This is a genomic window from Streptomyces sp. NPDC002209 (assembly GCF_042890265.1).
Classification (GTDB): domain Bacteria; phylum Actinomycetota; class Actinomycetes; order Streptomycetales; family Streptomycetaceae; genus Streptomyces.
In genome coordinates, this window is record NZ_JBIARX010000021.1 from 1 (window position 1) to 17,990 (window position 17,990).

Sequence of the window (17,990 nt, forward strand, 5' to 3'; positions counted from 1 at the left end):
CTCGGGCCGAACACCGGCGGAAGCTGCCGCCACGTGCAACCCGACGTCGCCACGAAGATGATCGCCGCCAGAGTCTCGCGATCACCCGCCCGCCGCCGGCCCCCACCCTGCGGGCGTATCACCTCTGTCGGCGGCACCACTCGCCGGAACAACACCCACAACTCATCCGGCACCAGCCGCTCAACCAAATCCGTCATGCACGGCTCAACGAACGATCGGACCATAAGAAACGGCGTCTAAAGCAGCACACGCTTGCGGAGGAGATCGAAGCCGGCCCGGCCGAACATCTGGCGTTTGAGCATCTTGATCCGGTTGACGTGGCCTTCGACGACCCCGGAGCTCCAGGGCAGGGTGAGACCGGCGATGACCGCATCGCGGTCGCGGTCGATGCCTGCGGCGAGGGTATGGAGGCCGGGGAGGTTATCTTGCCGGACGGCATCGAGCCACTGCGGCAGCCGTTCGCCCTGGCGCTCGGTGAGCATCTGGCCGAAGGAGCGGACGTGGCCGGTGAGGGCGTCAAGTTCAGGGCAGTGGACCAGAACGGCCTTGAGTCGAAGGTGCTCTGTCTCGGTGAGGGTCTCCGGCCGGCGGAGGATCCATCCGGCGACGACCCGGGGTGACGGTGGCCGAGCCGTGACGGGGCTTGGCGAGAGCCGCTTCTCCCGGAAGTAGGCGCGAGCCCGCTGGTAGCTGCCCTGATAGCCGAGCGGCACGATCTCCTCCCACACCCTCCAGGCGTTCGTGCAGCCTTGGTTCCAGCGGTCATCCAGGTAGGGCTTGAAGGCGTCGAGTTTGGATGGCCGGCCCTGCCACTGCCCCTGGAACAGTTCCTCCGGGGTGGCTGCGTCGGCGAGGAGCTTGACGGTGCGGGAGGTCATACGGAGCTGGCGGCCAATCGCCCTCCGGCTGAGCCCGGCCGCCAGCAATTCGTGGACGGTCACGTGGTTGACGCGGGTGCGGTCGGCGAAGCGGTGTCCCCTCGGCCAGGGCGAGCCGGAGGGGTCTTCGAACTTCTCCGGCTCGGGGGCAGGCTGGGCTGGATCTGGCGCCAGGACCTGCAGGCATCCGCGGTGGTCTGCGACGCACCGCTCTGCAGCCTCGCTCAGGTTGTGCCAAAGATGCCACCTGTCTGCGACCTGCACCGCCTGGGGTGCCCCGACCGTGGCAGCTTCGGCGAAGAACGGTGCCCGATCGCGGCATACAACCTCCACACCGGGCCGTTTCGCGAGCCAAGCGGTCAGGCTGGACGCCTCCCGGTCGGGCAGCAGGTCCACTGGACGCCGGCTTTCGACATCGACCAGGACAGTCCCGTAGTGACGCCCTTTGCGGGTCGCGTACTCATCGACGCCGACCACCCGCGGGGCTGGAACTTCGGGGTCGGGTAACGCTTCGACCAGCCGCAGCACCGTGCTGCGGCTCACGGACACGCCGAAGACGCGCGCCAGGCGGGCGCCGGCCCGACCCGCGAGCGCGAGGCCGACCGCGGCCGGCGTCGAACGCAGGCGCTCGGTCCGTCGGCCGTACCGACGGGTCAAACCCGGCAACTGTTCGGCGAAGGTCCGCCGCTCGCACGAGATGACCGGGCAGAGGAACCTGCGGACGCGCAAACAGAGAGCGACCCGTCTGCCTCCGCTGGGCACATCAGCGGGAAATCGCAGGTAAGAGCTGTGAATCCGCCGTGACCAGATCCCGCATCCGGGACAGACGGCCCCGGGCACCGTGCTTCGGGCCTCTATACGTACCGCCTCGTCGTTCACTGCGACGGACAGCACCGTCACGTCGGTGACCGACGGGAACAGTAACTCCTCCAGCCGGAGCACCATTTCTTCCACGGGCCGAACTGTCAGCCACACCGCACCTGGTACGGGCCAATTCCGGGCAACTTCCCCAGGGCGCCCTCACCCGACAACCGTCACTCAGCGTGCATCCTCCACGGAAAGTGAGCCAGAACCCGAAGTCGTGAACACCTGCCGTCCGTTCGTTCTCATGTACAAAGCCACCGAACTCGCGAAGGGCGCCGCGAACACCTTTCTCGGCCTGAAGATCAGCTACATCAATGCGGTCGCCGACATGTGCGAGGCAGCCGGCGGCGACATCTCCCAGATCGTGGACATTCTCGGCATCGACCCCCGCATCGGGGCCGGCGGCATGCGGCCCGGCATCGGCTGCCTCCCCAAGGACGTCCCTGCCTTCACAGCCTCCGCCCGCCAATGCGGGGCGGTAGATGGTGGCTGCCTACTGTCCCAGGACGCCCTACCCGCAGCCGCTGTTCATCAATCGGTGTATGAAGAAGTCCGCTTTATCGCCGCAGAAGTCCGCTTCTAAGTCCTCCTCATGGGACTTCTGGAAGTCCAAGGTGTCCTTACCACCCATGACGACGGTAGGGAGCGCATCATGGAGCAGCCGCAGGACCACTCGGAAGCAAGCGAGCTGGTGGCCCGCGCGCTGGTGCCGTACACGGAACGCCCTTCGGGTCTCGATGTCGCCCGGCTCGTCGATGACCTGATCACCTGCGGGGAGCAGTTGCGTGCGCTCGTTGCCACGGTCCCGCGCGGCGAGCTGTCTCCCCGCGGGAGCGGCGCTCTTACAGACTGGGCGTATGCCGTCGCGGCCGGGCCCTATGGCTCGAATCCGAACTCGAACTGGAACTATGCGCGTGCACTGGCCCGCGTGGTCCAGGGCATGGTCCGTGCACTGGACCAGCACCGTGCGACGAGCGCCCTGTGACCGAGTGCTCCCAGCAGATCGCGTACGTCCTGATTGTGCTAGGCGTCCTTGCAGTCATCGCCATTGCGACTCGCTGAGCTGCAGGGCCAGATGTCGTGGTCGATGAAGTGCTCCACGGCCTCGCAGGCGGCGGGGAAGGGGACAGTCTCCCTGTCGCAGTAGGTATCGATCTGCCCGTTGGACAGCAGATATCCGCCAGAGATGCCTTCGCCGAGCGGATCGACCAGGTGCTCCCCGGTATCGCCGCCTGCGCCATCCACCAGAGCAACCCTCGCGCGCTCACCGTTGGTAACCACAGACAGGAGGCGGCCCTGGTCATCCTCAAACCACGTTTCGTGGTTCGCCCAGTCCAGCCTGTGTACGAGCAGCGACCGGGCTTCCGCGCCGGAGTAGCCGTCAGAGGCATAGCCCTGCAGACGCCAGCGATGGGATATGGCCAAATGGATTCTCCGATCTGATGTGCCGACGCGCGTACCGCAACTGCTCAGACGCGGGGAGCCCTGTCGGTTCAGGGAAACTGAAGCTTGTTCAGCGGGAACTCTCGGGTCGTTCTGTGTGCATCAGCTGGGGATGTCCGTGGGTTCGGTGGGGACGTGGGGGTGGACTGCGGCCAGGCGGCGAGCTTCGGCTGTGACCTCAGCATCGATCCGAGCTGCTGCTTTGCCGCCGCCGAATTCGAGGAAGGCGTACTCGTCATCGAGTTCGGCGAGCCGTGCTGTCAGGGGCAGCTCATGCCCGTAGCGCCGGTTGATCCGGAACGTGAGCTCCCAAGGTTTTAGCCCGCCGGACAGCATGCGTCGTGCGAGCGCTCGCGCGGCAGCTTCTTGGCCGGCCTCACTGGTGGCCGGATAGAGAATGAGGCCGAGCTCATCGAGCGCTTCGGGGAGCAAGTCGTGCACGTCGTAGTCCGCCTCGGCGCGTGTGCAGGCTGCCAGCATCCGAAGTCCGGGGCTGTCCAGGCCGGCGACGAGCGCGTCACAGGCCGCGCTGACGACATCGCTTGCGGGGATCTCACCCACGTTCCAGAGACTGGCGCGATCCTGTAGTTCGCTGGCTGCTGCTTCGGCCGACGGCATCCGCCCATGATCCCTTCACTCTGGGGCCATGGGCGAACAGGTTTCACTGGTGCTGCTGCTCGGCAGCCTGCTCCGGCAGGGTGCGTGCGGAGCCTGGGCCTCTTCGAGCTGCCGGTCGACCGTTCCTTGCCGCCGGGGCAGGCCGCGGGGGCCACCGCCGCGGAGGATCCTGGTCCAGCGCTTGGCCTCCGCGCTGCTGGCCTGGGTACTTCGTCACGCCAAGGCGCGGGCGCCGTCGTTTCGCCTGGCTCACCTGGGCACGCCGGGCAGGGGTACGAAGGTCAGGTCACAGGAGGTGGAAGGGTGGCATGACGGCCGTGACGTACAGGGTGCGCCGGCGCGGGATGGGCAGGACGTACATCCAGCCCCCGCTGGGGAGGTCGATGCGGCGGACGCCGCCGTCGGCCGGTCCGCGGCCCGTGGTCGTCGGGTCCACGCCCATGGCGGCGAGCTCGACCAGGTCTGCCAGCACCTGCTCGGCCTCGGCGATGACGGAGACCGCCAGCCCGGTGGTGACGTGCGCTTCGTCGGGTTCGTACTCCCAGCTCCAGTCCAGGTCGCTCACCGGCTGTCGCCCTGCCGCGTGAACCCCGCCTCGGCGTGCACCTCGAGGAGGATCGCGCGGATCTGTGAGAGGACACCCGGGAGCTCTGCGTCGTCGGCGCTCTGCGCCTGGTGCTCCAGATCCCGCAGGCGGGAAAGCCTCTCGGGGTTGCGGGCGTGCGCGACCTCCACGGCCCAGTACGAGACGAGGCGGTGGAGGGGGGCGGGGGAGACCTCGGCGCGTGCCTGGGCGACCGCTGCTGCGCGTTCCGCGTCGAACTCGGGCAGGCGGGAGGGAGCGAGGCGGGCGAGGGCGGCCCGCAGGTCCTCGGGCCGGGCGGCCGGCTGGGGGACTGCTTCGGGGCCGGATTCAGGTGCCGTGCTCATGCCGCTGCCTTCCGTTGGGATTCGATGCGGACGGTGCCCGAGGGGGCGATCAGGGTGATCCTGCCGTCGGCGTAGCCCTGGATGAGGACCTCGCACAGGGTCGAGATGTCGGGGGCGAGGGCGGTGTCCGCCATGGCGGTGGGCACTGGCCCGGATACCTGTGCCCGGGCAAGGCCGGCGCGCTCCAAGGCGCGGTTCCAGACGTTGTCCGGGATCTCGACGTTGGCGCGGTACGTGCCGATGGTGGCGCCGGAGACGGGTCCGACGGTGATCGTGCCCGAGGCGAATCCCGCGAGGAGGTGCTGGACGGCACGCGTGGCGGCCAGCCCGTCGCGCTTGGCCTGGGCGGCACCCCGGACCCAGACGTCGCGGTGGAGCTTGAGAGTGTGGCGCCCGGCACGGGTCATCGGGGTTCCGCTCCTCAAGACGTCCGCTTGGCGGAAACTCGCCGGTGGTCGGCGCCCGCATCAGAGTCTACGCCAAAATGGCGGAAGAGGGCAGGTGCGGATGCCGGGCCGGACGGGACCGAACCAGGAGCATGGTGAGTACCGCGCTGCCGGGACTGCACGCATACGGTCAGCGTCGTCGTCGATCTTGCTCGTCCCGGGCGCTGGGGCGGGAGCGCTGCCAACCCGCAAGGCTTCGCGTCGGCCGGAGGTGTCTGAGTGCGGCGGTGGCCGCCAGCAGCGTGCGCTCCACTGGTGCGGGGACTGACCGCCGTTGGCCTGGAACCTGGTGATCAGGTTCGTTCACGATGGGGTGGTGAATCCCCGTGACCTCGAACTCTGCATTGCCGCTGTCCATGCCGTGGGGCCGTGCCCGCCGGATGAGGAGGCCGATTGGACGGATCGGGCCCGTGATCGTGCCGTGAGCCTGTACGTCCTGGGGGACACGGTGGGCCAGGACATCGCTCGGCTGGATGCGGCGAAGCAGTTCACGGCGACGCTGCTGGATGTGCGGACGGAGGCGTCCAGTACCCGCGGCGTACTGGTTCTGCGGAACACCTCGGGAGAGCTGGAACAGCCGATCCGGACCGACCGCGGTGACTCCGAGGCGGGGCGGGCGATGATCGAGCGGGCCCGGGCGCTGATGGCCACCGGGTGCGTACCGCCTCAATGAGCGGATGGGGTCGAATCCGAAGCTTGAGGTGCGCATCGTGGTCCACCTGGCCGACTTCGGCCTCGATACCGACCCAGTCCACGAGAACAATGCGAAGCAGAACGTCCTGGCGGCCGCTAAGGGCGATACGGCCGTCGCGCAGCGGGCATGGTCGGAGGCCCGCCTCCCGGAGGCCGGTGCTGTGTCCGTAAAACAGCTGGTCGACGCACTGGCACGCCTCCCATAAGCCGACGGAGAACCGGATATACGACGGTCTACCTGAGAGGTCGTGATCAGTGGAAGCACTCCAGAACGCGTCCCGGCTTGCCTAAACGAGCTGCTCAGCAAGCCTGCCCCCCGCGCACGCGGGGACGACCCCGTACTGCTGGTGCTCTTCCTGGCTGGCCGGCACTGCTCCCCGCGCACGCGGGGATGACCCGTACCACGGCCAGGTTGGATGTGCCCAGTGATCGCTGAGTGGTCGGGTTCGGTGACGCAGGAGGGCCCGATGAGCCGCTCTCGGCGGATCCTCGCGGGGGTTCACTTTGGGTGGGTGGAGCGGGGGTTGTCGGTGTGGGGCACGCCCAGAATGTCGAACACGGTTCCGATATTCGTCGCATCTGGTAGTCCTGTTCGTGATCACGACTGATCACCAGTCACATTCCCAGGGGGGAACTCAACCGCATGCAACGTGCCCGCATACTCCCGACGGCGGCGCTGACGCTGACCCTCGGTCTGTCCGCCGCCGCTCCGGCCTCTGCGGCCGGCGCTGATCCGGCAACGCCCCAGACCACCGCGCCCCGGACCAGCCCGACGCCCGGCTTCGCCGGTGAAGGGCGGTACTCCGACTGCGATACCGACCCGAACTCCGGAGCCGGTGCCGGCTGGATCGGCCTCGGCGACGTCACGGCCCGGGTCACCACCGCTTCGCCGACAGCCACTCAGCTGACCACGGCCTTCCAGCTCTGGGACACCACGTACGGCGGTCCGCGCACCGAATACCCGGCCTCGTGGGCGCCGCCCGGCGAGGCGCGTACGGTCATCCCCCGAGACCGCCTGACCGACGGAAGCCAGTACGCCTGGCGTGCCCGCACCAGCGACGGCCGGCTGACCGGCCCCTACACGCAGTGGTGCTACTTCCGCGTGGACCACACCCCGCCGACGGCGGACGTGACCACGGACGCGACACCCAAGAGGGCCGGAGAGGAGGCCGTGTTCACGCTGCACGGGTCCGACACCGACACCGGCTCGGGTATCGCCTGCGCCCGCTGGAGTACGAACGGCACCCCGAGTGTCGGCTGGCGCTGCTCGGACGAGGCGACCGACGCCCACGTCGTCCGCCTGACGGACGGCACGCTCGACATCAAGCTCAAGCCCGCCAGCTGGGGCAGCCAGTCCGTCTACCTCGAGACGATGGACAACGCGGGGAACGTCTCCCAGCCTGCCCACCTGGACTACTACGCCCAGCAGGCCGCCGCCCCCGCATCCTTCGGCGACATCGACGCCGACGGCAAGCCGGACGTCCTGGTCCCCGACGCGGACGGCAACCTGCGCAAGCCCGGCTCCGACCCGCGGGACACCCCCAGTGCGCGCCGCTTGGCCGCCCCCGAAGACATTGGCAGCTGGGCAGGAATCCAGTACACCCACCGGGGAAGCCTCAGCGGCGACCAGGTCGACGACCTGATCGCTCATTCCCCAAGCGGATACGGCCTGTACTTGTTCCGCAACGACGGAGGGGGCCGGTTCACCGAGCAGGGCCCGGGGCTCCTCTCGAAGCCCGAGACCTGCCAGAACACTTCAGGCGCGGCCATAGACTGCGCACAGCACGGCTTCCGCACGGACTGGACGCAGGTCACGCAGATCGCGGCGTATGGATCTCCTCGGGGGGACACCGCAGTGGGCGGCATCCTCCCGCATACCTCCCTGCTGTCCATTGAGAATGGCCGCCTGTGGCTGACCCGGAGTGACAGCATCGGTCTGGCCTGGGAGTCCACCCTCCTCTCGCCCAATGACGACAGGTGGGCCGGGTACGAACTGCTCACCCCGGGCCCCGCGCAGGGGAGCGCGTTCCCGACCCTGTGGACCCGTTCCACGGCAGACGGTGCGATCCGCGCCTTCTCCGTCACCGGCACCGCCGACGCACCCGACTTCTCCGCCTTCAACGACCCGACGGCGGGAACTGTCCTGGCCACCGTGCCCGCTGCCACGCACCCGCGGATCGGCTCGGACGGCGACCTCACCGGTGACGGCCTGCCCGACCTGTGGTCCGCCGACGCCTCCGGCAAGATCACCGTCTTCCCCGGCACCGGCACCACCGGCCCGCACCCAACGGTGACCGGCTTCGCCCCGATCGCCTGACCACTGCCCGCCCTCCGACGCCCAACAGCGTTGGAGGTCGCCATGATTGAGCGCCCGACGTTGAGCCGCAGTGGTCCAGCCGACCTCTGACAGTGCGCCGCCTGCTCGACCACCATCCGCTCAGAGCCGGGCAAGTAGTGGAACAGGACCCCGACGGGGCCGCCAGTAGCTGCAGGCCGTCCAGCGCGGCGATGCGCTGCGCCTGCACGGACGCGGCCTGACTGGCGGCCCGCCCGGGAGCTCACCGCCCTTCGGTCACAGCCCGGGCCGTTCGGCCCCCGCGGCCTGAAGCTGGAGAGCAGCCTCCCACCATCCTGGGTCCTACGGGTGCTCCTAGAGATTCCATAGGGGTGACGTGAGGAGCGCGTCGGCGCCCGAGATCAGGACGAAGCACAGGAGCGCCAACTCGCCACGGTCCAGCCGGTCTGTCTCCCAACGGGCACCATTGGAACGCAGGATGAAACGCTCTTCACCGCCGATACTCCGAATGAAGTGCCGGTGGAAGCGATGTGCGGTGAACGACATGGCCCGGCCATCGCATATATCGAAGTGAATGCCTCGGTGGCGCGGCACAAACGACCTGCTCGCAGCCCGCGCCGTGAACGGCACGCCATCCAGCGTGCCATGGACTCCGAGGCGCATCCTGCTCCGCAAGCCGTGCCAGGGCGTCGCGGCGTTGTCGATTTCCAGGACGACGTCCTCACCGAGGATGAGCTGCCAGCGCTCCCAAGCCTCGGCTCTCGCCGCAGGGTTCGGTCGTTTGCCAGGCTCCCGGAAGAGGGTGTACTCGCCGTATGCCGTCGGGACAACGGCATACGGAGCGCGTTCAAGTGCAGGCTGGATCCACTTGGCTAACGGTGCACGCCAGGACGGTTGGATGCGCGACTCAGGCACGGCGAGCCCCCCTTCGAAGACGTCGATCATAGGTACTGCGGCCACCTGATCGGTGTGCCCGAGCGCCCTGGTGTGAGGTATGCCGAGGCCCGGCCAGCGAGGACGTTGCTCGAGGTCTACGTCCACGCTGTCCAAGACGTGGGGCACGAGGACGTTTCTGGACCTGGACGTGTTCCGGCCGTTCGATCTGGACGCTGAGAAGGAAGAGTCCGGCCAGCTCCTGGGCACGGCTGAGGACCCGCAGGGCGCGCTGGTTCTTGCCGGGCAGTGCGCGGGAGCTCTCCCCGGGCGATGGGTCAACCAAGGCGTCGCGCCCCGCGCCCGCATTCCCCCGCTCCCAAGGCGGTTCGGTGTGGGTGCCGCTGTAGGCGGCGGACGACGTCGCGCTGCGGCCGGCCTGATTCGCGTGGCCCTGACCGATTCGGGGCTGGTCAGCGTGGATTCGGACGGAGCCGAGGCTGTGGGCATCCTTGGCCGGGTGAACTACCCGCGGCTGCTGTCCCTGGGCACCTCGCTCAGCCTGGTCTTCCAGATCCTCTTCGAGGGTTTGTGCCAGGCCAACACCTGGCACAGCGAGCAGACCGACGTTAGCCGCGGCATGTGACGCGGTGACCGTCGCGACCGCCCGGCGCGCGGAACGCCGCCCTCTCGCCTTCACACCGGAGTGCCGCCGCCAGTTCCTCGGGCACCTGCGGGCCGGGATGGCGACCGCCCAGGCCGCGGCGGGGGACGGCATCACGATCGAGACCGTCTACCAGCGCCGCCGCCGGGGTGTCGGCTTCGCCGCTGCCATGGACCAGGCCACCGCCACCCGCAGCACCCCGGAGCCCGCCAGCGCTGCAACAGGCGCCCAGTGGACCGCGTTCCACGGGCATCTCGCCGCGCATGGTGTGCTGCGGCGGGCGGCTCTTGCCGCGGGGATCCGGACCGAGGTCGTTTACGACCGGCGCAGATGAGACACCGATTTCGCGCAGCAGGCCGCCCGACGGCATACGGGAAGGGAGTGAGGCGAGACTCGAGACGAGCCGATCACTCCAGCTCAGCGAGTAGGGGGGGGCACAGGGCGGCGTGGAAGCAGTGGCTCGAGGCTACCGGCAGACGGCGGTCAGCATTCGGATCGGTACAAGAATTCTCCGACCCCGGAGGCGGGCCGGTTTGTCCGACCGTCCTGCCGTGCACACCGAAGCGTTGGAACAGGCCACGTGGTCGCCACGGGCGGTAGCGTTCGGGTGACAGTCGGAGTCGTAGGGAGCCTGGCTGAACACGCTCTTCTACGTGCAGAACAGCCGCAGAAGACCGACGACCTCAGTCGCATGAGAGCAGGGGGGACTCATCCGTGAAGAAAGCAGCTACGGCCGCGGTGCTTGCGATGACCATGGCCGTCACCGGGTGCAGCACGGCCGGGGCAGAAGGCCAGAAATCCGTCAACTCTGAGCCGCCGGCGGAGACAGGCCAGGTGCCGGGTGAGGCTGGTGCCGTTAACTCGACGGCGCGGGAGATCGGGCAGACGGTGACGCTCAGGGACGATCAAGGCCGTCCTATGCAGGTCACGCTCACCGGCATTGCCTACCGAGACGCGTTCGCCAAGGACAAGACACTGCCTCTGACCGGCAAGTACGCCTTGGTTGTCGCCTTCACGAAGAAGTCCAAGACAGGCGGGTACCTGGGCTCGCAAATGGACAACCAGATCAAATGGGCTCGTGGCCCGGAGATGGCCGAGGCCATGGACTACAACGACGCCCCATGGGAAGGATGCATCGACGCCTTCACTCCCTATGACACGGTCAAACCCGACGAGGAGTACAAGGCAATCGCCGACTTCAACGTGCCGGCAAAAGGCGGAACTCTCCTTATCGAAGACCACTACGGCAGCATCGCCGTCTGGAAACTCCCGACGGCCGACGCCGGCACCGGCACCGAACCCGCTACAAAGTTCACCACCCAGAACTGCTAAGGGCTGGCCCGTAGCTGCCGTGGGTGGCTGGCAGTCAGGCAGACCGCGTCGTGGTCTGCCGTGGCCCAGCGACGGATGTGCTGGTCGGAGTGGGCCTGGTCGGATCTGAGTGTGCTTTTCAAGCAGCTTCTGCAGGTGGTGCGCGCCTGTGCAGAGGCCGAGTACGGCACGGGCCCGTGCTAATCGGGAGGGTTTTCTCGGAAGTCTGCCCCTGTCAGTCCCTTCGGCCCCGCGGCGGGGCGTGTCAGAGGTCCGTAACCAGGCGGTCCACCTGATCACGTACCTGGGCGGGCCGCGGGGCTCAGGGGCGGGTCAAGGCCCGAGCGATCCACTCGGCTTCGCGCCACTGGTGGGCATTGAGAGTCTCACTGGGAGTTGACTTCACCGAGACCGCTTAGGAGTCGCCTCCCCTCGAAAGCGCGGCCCAGGGTGATCTCGTCTGCGTATTCCAGATCTCCCCCGCCGGGGAGCTCGCTGGCCAGGCGGGTGACCTTCAGGCCCATGGGCTTGATCATGCGGGCGAGGTACGCGGCGGTCGCCTCGCCCTCCAGGTTCGGGTCGGTGGCGAGGATCAGCTCGGTCACCTCACCGTCCGCGAGGCGCGCCAGCAGCTCGCGGATGCGCAGGTCGTCCGGGCCGACGCCCTCGATCGGGCTGATCGCACCGCCGAGGACGTGGTACTTCCCCCGGAACTCGCGTGTCCGCTCGATCGCGACGACGTCCTTCGGCTCCTCCACGACACAGATGACCGTGGTGTCGCGGCGCGGGTCGCGGCAGATGTTGCACCGCTCCTCCTGCGCCACGTTCCCGCACACCGCGCAGAACCGGACCTTGTCCTTGACCTCCAGCAGCGCGTGCGCGAGGCGCCGGACGTCGGTGGGCTCCGCCTGCAGGATGTGGAAAGCGATCCGCTGCGCGCTCTTGGGCCCGACGCCGGGCAGCCTGCCCAACTCGTCGATCAGGTCCTGAAGCACGTCCTTCGACTGCTGACCTTCGGACGTCACTACTGCGGCCTGGGTGCCAGCCTCGGGCTCGACTTGACCTTCCACAGGACTGCCGTGATCCGACAGGTTGCGCAGGGCGGCCTCCGTCTCCAGAGGTGTGACGAGTTCGTCCGCGATGGCCTCGCCAACCCGGGACTCCCAAGCGGTGAACTCGCTGTCATCGGCCGCCGACTGCTCGGCTGCGTTCATATCGTCTTCCCGCCTCCCCTGTGAGTGCGCTGCTTCCAAGCCTGCCTCAGACGCTCCCGTGCGTGTCGTAGGTTGGACTGCACGGTCGCCGGCTTGGCCCCCAGTAACGTAGCGATCTCGCCTGCGGAAAACCCATCAAAGTGCCACGCCATCACCTCGCGCTGCCGGGGCGGCAGGCCTTGCAATAGCTCGAGCACCTGACGGGCCTCGCTCTGATGAGCCGACTGCTCGGCGGGGCCCAGCGGAGCCGCGGCGGGCATGTTCGCCTCCTGCCAGGACAACTGGCTTCTGCGGATGTCGCGGCGGTTATTGTCGAAAGCGATACGACTAGCCGTCAGCCGCACCCAGGCACGTGGATGAGCGACATTCCCGTCCTGCTCCAGAAGCCTCACCATGGCCTCCTGAGCCACATCCCTGGCCGCCTCGTCCCTGCACCCCAAGATCGCCAAGTGGCGGACCAGGGCGGGGTAGTCCTTGCGGAAGAACGCCTCATATTCAAGCTCGTTCAAGCTGCCGTGCCTCCGCCCCCAGACCGCTCTGCCTATCCTGCGCACACCGCACCCCGGGCCCGCTCACCGGCGACGCCAGTTGCGAGCCAAGGCGATCGATACCGCCCCTGCCACCGCCGTCACAGCACTGGAACCGGTGGCGGCGTAGACCGCGGACAGCGTGACAGCCACCCTGTCAAAGGAAGCCAGCCAGTACCCCCGGCCGGAAGCACTCGCTGCCCTCTCACGGTCAGGCTGCGGGTCCTCCGGTCCTCTCTCGTCAGTTGCCATACCTTGTAGAGCGATGATCTTCCTGAATGCTGCAAACCCGGAGCCTGGGCCGCCGACAGCGTCATTAGGGCAGCGGCGTCCTGGACATGCTGGCCAGCAGTCCCAGCTTCCGCCCGGCAGTGAACTGGACGAGGATGCTTAGACCCGGGCAGACCGTCTATGAAGGCTGTTGTGCTGGCCCGGAGGCTTCTGTGGGCACTGGGGCCGCGACTTCGTCGAGGAGATTCGCGAAGTGCCCGAAGACCCACTCGTCGATCATCGCCGGGTAGGCATCAATCAGGTCTCGCGGGAGAGACCAATTCGGCTCCTCAAAGTGGAATCCCCACTGCGAGACGATGTTGTCTCCGACTGCCAGGTCTGAGACCGCGGAGCGCAGACGGCCAGCATGCGCGAGGAGGTGCTTCGCCGGGGCGGCGCTGATGTCACCGACGTCGGCGCCTTCGTGCGCGATGAAGTTCCGTGCCTTCCTGGCCCGCCGCAGCACGTCTATGGTCTCGGTGGAGCACGACATGTGGCCGGTCAGCTGGTGCAGCGCCGGTCCGAGCATCTTGTCGGCTGGAAGTGCAGTGATGAGCTCCTCGAACGTGGCGACAGGGTCGGCATTTTGGTGCACTTCAACCAGGTTGATGCATCGGAGCATCCAACGGCATTTCCCTTCGAACGCGTTGGCGATGTGAAGGGAGCGTCCAGCCGAAAGGAAGAGTGCGTCAAGTAGATCCGGCTCGCGGGGAGGCAAGTAGCCCAACGACCAAGTCATGCGTCCACCGTAGTGGCGGTGTCCACCGAATATCTGGTTTTGGGCAGTTCCTTGGTTGCGGCACTTGCCCAGATGCGGGAGAGGCCGTCGCCAGGGACGACGGCCTCCCGCTGCATTGGGATCGACAGGCGTTAGGAGCGGCCGAGGGTTCGGGTGATCCAGCCGGCTTCGCGCCACTGGTCGGTGTTGAGGGTGCCGCGCGTCGGCGTACAAGTGAACGTGCACCACCGCGTACGAATGTCCGTGCTCAGCCGTCCGCTCGAACCTGCTCAGGCCCCGAGGCGTCAGCGGCCGGGATCGATGCCCAGCACCTGCTGCTGCCGCCGGTGCGACCAGTCTCCAACCCCTTGGCCAGCTGTCCACCGGCTGGAGCATTGAAGCTGGCTGGCTCACGGCCTCGTTCGTGGTCGCGGCATCCATCATGGCAGTCACCTCTGCGGTCGCGCTGACCAGCAAGACCCTGCGCGATCTCTAGCAGAAGTCACGGCCGGCTGCACGAGCACATCGAGACGTGCTGACCGGTACGACGATGCAGGCCCTTCGTCGGAGACGTGCACCCTGCACGTCTCCGACGGAGGGCAGCACTGCGGCACCCGCCGCTGTCCGGCCTTCGGCCACCCAATCCCTGATGGTTTCGTAGGCTCCGGGCGCCCGGCAACCAACCGGGGCCGATCCGCTGCTCTACAGCCCGACGGCTCCGGGATCGTCCATGGCCACGGCCCTTAGCGGCCGGTGCCCCCGCTCGCCGAGCTGGGCCAGCTCGTGCTCATAGTCGACGGTGACGGAGCCGTAGTAGTTGACCCCCGAGCTGCGGGCCGGCGAGATGTGCGCCAGGACCTCGGCGTCCACCTCGCGGCCGGCCCCGCACAGTTCGCCGACGGCTAGGCCCATGTACTCGGTGTCCCAGCAGACCACCGCGTTCGTCACCACCGTCAGGCACCACGCCTGCTCGTTCTACTGCGCTCGGGCTGACGGTGGGCGACCTTGCCCTCGCGGGCATAGTGGAGCTGGCGGCGCAGGGCGTGCAAGGACTCGCCCTTGTTCAGCTGCCGGGCGATCTTGCGCCGGTAGCCCTCGTCCGACAGGTATTTTGCCGCGTAGATCGTTCTGCGGGTCGCCCCGTACTCCTTCAGCGCGCCGGCCAGCGCGTTCTGCCGGGAGGACGCGGAGAGAGCTTGCCAACGATCCACAACGGTGACGGGGCAGTTGATGTGGTCGGGCCACGTTACAGAGGGAGCCTCGCGGGCTTAGTGTTGTCTTTTCGGCGGGTGCTGGGACCCCGTCTGCAGCGCTTCGGTGCTGCTCGGCATCGGCTTCGGCCGGGGCGTTGCAGTGGCTCAGAACCTGGTGAGTCCGGGGCAATTGATCGTGCGCATCCTGGGCATGGCTATCCTTGGGCACGGCGTGGTTGCGCACGCCTGCTAGAGCACCCCCAGTGGGTTGGTTTGGGTTCCACTGCTGGTGGTGCGATGACTCGGGCGAGTCGCGGTGGCCGTTCCTCTCTGCAAAGAGGGACGGCCACTGTTTTTCTGGCTACCGCTTGCGGGCGACGGCTGCGTACTTCGAGTCCTCCTCATCGGTGAGGGTCGAGGTGTCGACGGCGGCGATGTTGCTGACGCCGACCTGGGGAACAGCGATGTCGGACCGCCAGCCGCGGGAGGTGTCGAGCCCCGGTTCGATGAGCTCGAGACCGGTGAAGAAACGCAGGATCTCGGCTCGTCCGCGGAGCCGGAGAGGGCCGCTGCCGTCCTCGGAGTTGTAGGCGACGACGAGCTCACTCAAGTCCTTGAAGTCAGCCGTCGGGTGGATGACGCTCATCAAGCTGCCCGGTGCCACGGCTTCGACATACGCAGCCACCGCATCATGCGGCCGGCGCGCGTCGTCGATGAAGCACAGGACGTTGTTGAAGCAGAGGCCGACTGGCTGCGTGAGGTCCAGGGTGTTGCGGACCTCGGGAGAGTCCAGCACCGAGGACGGGTCGCACAGGTCGGCCTGGAGGAAGACGGAACGGCCCTCCGCGGACTCGGGCGCGGACATGAACGCCTCAGAGCGCCGGGCCACGATCGGGTCACTGTCGACGGACACCACCCGGGCATCCGGTGCGATGCTCCGCACGATCTGGTCCAGGTCTGGTTCGATGGAAGAACCGCACCCGAGGTCCAGGAACTGGGTGATGCCCTCGCGGGCCATGAACGTCGCAATCCGTTCCATGCAGTGCCGGGCTGCCCAGGCCGTGGCTCTGCTGTTCGGGTGGACCTTCCCGATGGCCGCAGCTACAGCGGCATCCACCTCGTAGTGATCTTTTCCGCCCAGGAGGGCGTTGTACACCCTTCCGGGGTGCGGCTGGCTGGCATCGATGTGCCCTGGCGTGAACGTCTTGTACTTCGTGCCCATGTACTCCCCCTCTTTGATCATTGCGGCCCGGGCAGTTGCGGTGCCGGTCACCGGGGCAATGTTTCTCTGGCGATCTCCCCCAAGATCGCCGGCGTATCGCGGATCGGCGCGGCGTATACCGCGCACATCGTGTCGAAACCCTGCAGATGGCGACTCGTCTTCTGGTGCAGGTACTCGCCGCCGTCGAAGCTGCTCCGGTAGACGATGTCTGGCAGTTCGGGCTCGGCGAACCGGAAGAGGTGGAACGGCCCCGCCTCGGTTCCCGGGTAGGCGCCGAGGTGCTGAGGGACGATCTGGATCTTGATTTCCGGCTGCTTGGCCATGGCCTGGAGATGCTCGATCTGCTGGTGCATCACCTGTGGGCCGCCCACGCTGCGACGCAGGGCGCTTTCGTCGAGGACCACCCATAGAATCGGGCGCGTCGTCCCCGCGGCCTCCGGTGTGCCGGGGCGCGTGCCGAGGATCCGGCGCTGCCGCTCCTGCAGCAGGTCAATGTGCCGGTCGAGAAGGTCTGTCCCGATTCCAGGGTGACAGGCACTCAGGGCGGCGCGCGCGTAGTCCTCGGTGCGCAGCAGTGCAGGCACCAGATACGGCTCGAACGCGCGGATGACGGTGGCCGCACTCTCCAGGCTCAGGAACCGGTGCAGGTTCCTGGGCAGGACTTCGGCGGGATACGACGCCCACCATGACGGCTGCTTGGCCTGCTCCACCTCTGCAAGGAAACCCGTGATCTCTTGCGCAGTGGCTCCGTACAGGTCAAGCAGCTTTTCGATCGTCGTCCGCGGAGGGTTGGACTCGCCGATCTCCCAGCGGCGCACAGTGTGTGGCGTGACACCGACGGCTTGGGCCGCATCGGACCGGCTGATCCGCGGGGCAGCCTGCATGCGCCAGTCCGTGAGGCGCTTCGCCAGGACTGACTGAAGTGTTGTGGTCGCTTTCGGCGCAGCCAACTTTCCCCCCTTCCGAAGTGGTCAGAGTCTGGCACAAGCGATGTGTACATTCCAAGCTGCAATTTACACATCGGTAGTTGCAGCTTGCGATGTACATGATGGATAGTGTGGGTCCGGAGACGATCACCGGCGCCAAAACCCGCCCCCGCAGGCGAGTTAGGGCATCGCGCAGCCGGCGTGTGGCCCCGTTGGCGCCTTGACATGCGGCTGCTGCTCCGCAGCGGCGCTGCTGAACTTCGACAAGAACGAACCGCAGTCTGTCGAGAGGAACGCTTCGCCGCAGAACGATCCGGACGCAGAGCGGCACTCAACGCCGCGCCGCTCGACCAGCGGGGTCCCGGTTCGGCGCGGCAGTCGCGGCAATGGCCGGCCGAACCAGAGGGGGCGATTTGACGAGCGACGTCGATCGGGTGGGGGATGGACCGAGGTACGCCGATGAGCTGACGGCCGACGTCGTGTGGGAAATCGGCGACTTCCTGCTTCCCCGACTGGAGCGAGCGGCACGTGCTCACCCGTCATACAGCGAGGAGGGCATCACAGCCTCGGCGCTCGCAGAGGCGGTAGCCACGTTGGTTCTCACCTTGGAGTGGTCCATCACCGGCGAAGCACCCGGCCGTATCCGTATACCGATCGGGGTTCGGATGCCCCCGATGTCCACTGAGGTGGAGCGCCAGGTGCGAGCGGAGATGCGGCTGGATCGCCTCCGGGACGATTGGAACCACCTGTGTGTCCTCGCCGGCTACTGGCGCTCTGCACCTGGCTATCAGGACGCCCGCTGGTGCAAGCTCGAGTTCCGCGACGCCGAGCATGAGCGTTGGTACCACCAGCAGCTGTCCCACCGTCATCTGGAGAGAGACAGCGCGTGAGCCGGAACGACTTC

General features: G+C 67.5%; 24 protein-coding genes. 9 read left to right on the top strand and 15 right to left on the bottom strand.

What is annotated here, in order from left to right; translation table 11 throughout:
• Together ACFYXK_RS29060 and ACFYXK_RS29065 are read right to left on the bottom strand one after the other, a co-directional pair.
• On the bottom strand, positions 1-197 hold a 197-nt coding region (locus ACFYXK_RS29060; RefSeq protein WP_389413801.1), incomplete at its 3' end, for a transposase.
• A gap of 39 nt (positions 198-236) precedes the next feature.
• The gene (locus tag ACFYXK_RS29065) at positions 237-1,823 is read right to left on the bottom strand and encodes an ISL3 family transposase (RefSeq protein WP_389413887.1); all 1,587 of its coding nucleotides are present in this window, start codon (positions 1,821-1,823) and stop codon (positions 237-239) included.
• 163 nt (positions 1,824-1,986) lie between these two features.
• On the opposite strand from ACFYXK_RS29065, the gene ACFYXK_RS29070 reads away from it, so the two are divergent.
• Both ACFYXK_RS29070 and ACFYXK_RS29075 read left to right on the top strand, forming a co-directional pair.
• Positions 1,987-2,325 (top strand): hypothetical protein, encoded by a 339-nt coding sequence (locus ACFYXK_RS29070; RefSeq protein WP_389413802.1) that lies wholly within the window; start codon positions 1,987-1,989, stop codon positions 2,323-2,325.
• A 69-nt stretch (positions 2,326-2,394) separates the two neighbouring features.
• Positions 2,395-2,727, top strand: a complete 333-nt coding sequence (locus tag ACFYXK_RS29075; protein ID WP_389413803.1) for a DUF6415 family natural product biosynthesis protein — start codon at positions 2,395-2,397, stop codon at positions 2,725-2,727.
• 38 nt (positions 2,728-2,765) lie between these two features.
• On the opposite strand, the gene ACFYXK_RS29080 is transcribed toward ACFYXK_RS29075, so the two are convergent.
• The 5 genes from ACFYXK_RS29080 to ACFYXK_RS29100 all read right to left on the bottom strand — a co-directional run bounded on the left by ACFYXK_RS29080 (position 2,766) and on the right by ACFYXK_RS29100 (position 5,140).
• Positions 2,766-3,167, bottom strand: coding sequence for a hypothetical protein (locus tag ACFYXK_RS29080; RefSeq protein ID WP_389413804.1), 402 nt, complete (start codon positions 3,165-3,167; stop codon positions 2,766-2,768).
• Positions 3,168-3,287: 120 nt separating this feature from the next.
• On the bottom strand, positions 3,288-3,803 hold the full coding sequence (locus tag ACFYXK_RS29085) for a hypothetical protein (protein WP_389413805.1): 516 nt from the start codon (positions 3,801-3,803) through the stop codon (positions 3,288-3,290).
• 286 nt (positions 3,804-4,089) lie between these two features.
• On the bottom strand, positions 4,090-4,368 hold the full coding sequence (locus ACFYXK_RS29090) for a hypothetical protein (protein ID WP_030303903.1): 279 nt from the start codon (positions 4,366-4,368) through the stop codon (positions 4,090-4,092).
• The gene (locus ACFYXK_RS29095; protein WP_331720587.1) at positions 4,365-4,733 is read right to left on the bottom strand and encodes a hypothetical protein; all 369 of its coding nucleotides are present in this window, start codon (positions 4,731-4,733) and stop codon (positions 4,365-4,367) included. The genes ACFYXK_RS29090 and ACFYXK_RS29095 overlap by 4 nt, the downstream gene beginning before the upstream one ends.
• Entirely contained in the window at positions 4,730-5,140 is a 411-nt protein-coding gene (locus ACFYXK_RS29100) for a hypothetical protein (RefSeq protein ID WP_389413806.1), read from the bottom strand. Before ACFYXK_RS29100 ends, ACFYXK_RS29095 begins: the two co-directional genes overlap by 4 nt.
• Positions 5,141-5,600: 460 nt before the next feature.
• On the opposite strand from ACFYXK_RS29100, the gene ACFYXK_RS29105 reads away from it, so the two are divergent.
• The 3 genes from ACFYXK_RS29105 to ACFYXK_RS29115 all read left to right on the top strand — a co-directional run bounded on the left by ACFYXK_RS29105 (position 5,601) and on the right by ACFYXK_RS29115 (position 8,189).
• Positions 5,601-5,852: a hypothetical protein gene (locus ACFYXK_RS29105; RefSeq protein ID WP_389413807.1), complete on the top strand. Its 252-nt coding sequence runs from the start codon at positions 5,601-5,603 to the stop codon at positions 5,850-5,852.
• Between the two features lie 4 nt (positions 5,853-5,856).
• Entirely contained in the window at positions 5,857-6,078 is a 222-nt protein-coding gene (locus tag ACFYXK_RS29110; RefSeq protein WP_389413808.1) for a hypothetical protein, read from the top strand.
• 437 nt (positions 6,079-6,515) lie between these two features.
• Entirely contained in the window at positions 6,516-8,189 is a 1,674-nt protein-coding gene (locus ACFYXK_RS29115; protein WP_389413809.1) for an FG-GAP repeat domain-containing protein, read from the top strand.
• A gap of 333 nt (positions 8,190-8,522) precedes the next feature.
• Here the strand turns inward: ACFYXK_RS29115 and ACFYXK_RS29120 are convergent, their stop codons facing one another.
• A complete protein-coding gene (locus ACFYXK_RS29120; RefSeq protein WP_389413810.1) occupies positions 8,523-9,113 on the bottom strand; it encodes a hypothetical protein in 591 nt (196 codons plus the stop codon).
• A 139-nt stretch (positions 9,114-9,252) separates the two neighbouring features.
• Between ACFYXK_RS29120 and ACFYXK_RS29125 the strand changes: the two genes are divergently transcribed.
• The 3 genes from ACFYXK_RS29125 (at position 9,253) to ACFYXK_RS29135 (ending at position 11,037) form a co-directional block, all read left to right on the top strand.
• Complete coding sequence (locus tag ACFYXK_RS29125) at positions 9,253-9,687, top strand: hypothetical protein (RefSeq protein ID WP_389413811.1); 435 nt, start codon at positions 9,253-9,255, stop codon at positions 9,685-9,687.
• 4 nt (positions 9,688-9,691) lie between these two features.
• Positions 9,692-10,039, top strand: coding sequence for a hypothetical protein (locus ACFYXK_RS29130; protein WP_389413812.1), 348 nt, complete (start codon positions 9,692-9,694; stop codon positions 10,037-10,039).
• 380 nt (positions 10,040-10,419) lie between these two features.
• A complete protein-coding gene (locus tag ACFYXK_RS29135) occupies positions 10,420-11,037 on the top strand; it encodes a hypothetical protein (protein WP_389413813.1) in 618 nt (205 codons plus the stop codon).
• Between the two features lie 365 nt (positions 11,038-11,402).
• On the opposite strand, the gene recR is transcribed toward ACFYXK_RS29135, so the two are convergent.
• The 7 genes from recR to ACFYXK_RS29170 all read right to left on the bottom strand — a co-directional run bounded on the left by recR (position 11,403) and on the right by ACFYXK_RS29170 (position 17,110).
• Positions 11,403-12,011 carry a recombination mediator RecR gene (gene recR, locus ACFYXK_RS29140; protein ID WP_389413888.1) on the bottom strand — a complete coding sequence of 203 codons (609 nt, stop codon included), beginning with the start codon at positions 12,009-12,011 and terminating at the stop codon, positions 11,403-11,405.
• A 215-nt stretch (positions 12,012-12,226) separates the two neighbouring features.
• On the bottom strand, positions 12,227-12,739 hold the full coding sequence (locus tag ACFYXK_RS29145) for an RNA polymerase sigma factor (protein ID WP_389413814.1): 513 nt from the start codon (positions 12,737-12,739) through the stop codon (positions 12,227-12,229).
• Positions 12,740-13,166: 427 nt separating this feature from the next.
• Entirely contained in the window at positions 13,167-13,766 is a 600-nt protein-coding gene (locus tag ACFYXK_RS29150) for a hypothetical protein (RefSeq protein ID WP_389413815.1), read from the bottom strand.
• Between the two features lie 681 nt (positions 13,767-14,447).
• A complete protein-coding gene (locus tag ACFYXK_RS29155; protein WP_389413816.1) occupies positions 14,448-14,696 on the bottom strand; it encodes a Tn3 family transposase in 249 nt (82 codons plus the stop codon).
• A gap of 2 nt (positions 14,697-14,698) precedes the next feature.
• Positions 14,699-14,956, bottom strand: a complete 258-nt coding sequence (locus ACFYXK_RS29160; protein ID WP_389413817.1) for a Tn3 family transposase — start codon at positions 14,954-14,956, stop codon at positions 14,699-14,701.
• Positions 14,957-15,299: 343 nt separating this feature from the next.
• On the bottom strand, positions 15,300-16,286 hold the full coding sequence (locus tag ACFYXK_RS29165) for an SAM-dependent methyltransferase (protein ID WP_389413818.1): 987 nt from the start codon (positions 16,284-16,286) through the stop codon (positions 15,300-15,302).
• Positions 16,208-17,110: a helix-turn-helix domain-containing protein gene (locus tag ACFYXK_RS29170; RefSeq protein ID WP_389413819.1), complete on the bottom strand. Its 903-nt coding sequence runs from the start codon at positions 17,108-17,110 to the stop codon at positions 16,208-16,210. The genes ACFYXK_RS29165 and ACFYXK_RS29170 overlap by 79 nt, the downstream gene beginning before the upstream one ends.
• Positions 17,111-17,499: 389 nt before the next feature.
• On the opposite strand from ACFYXK_RS29170, the gene ACFYXK_RS29175 reads away from it, so the two are divergent.
• A complete protein-coding gene (locus ACFYXK_RS29175) occupies positions 17,500-17,976 on the top strand; it encodes a hypothetical protein (protein WP_389413820.1) in 477 nt (158 codons plus the stop codon).
• Positions 17,977-17,990: the final 14 nt, after the last annotated feature.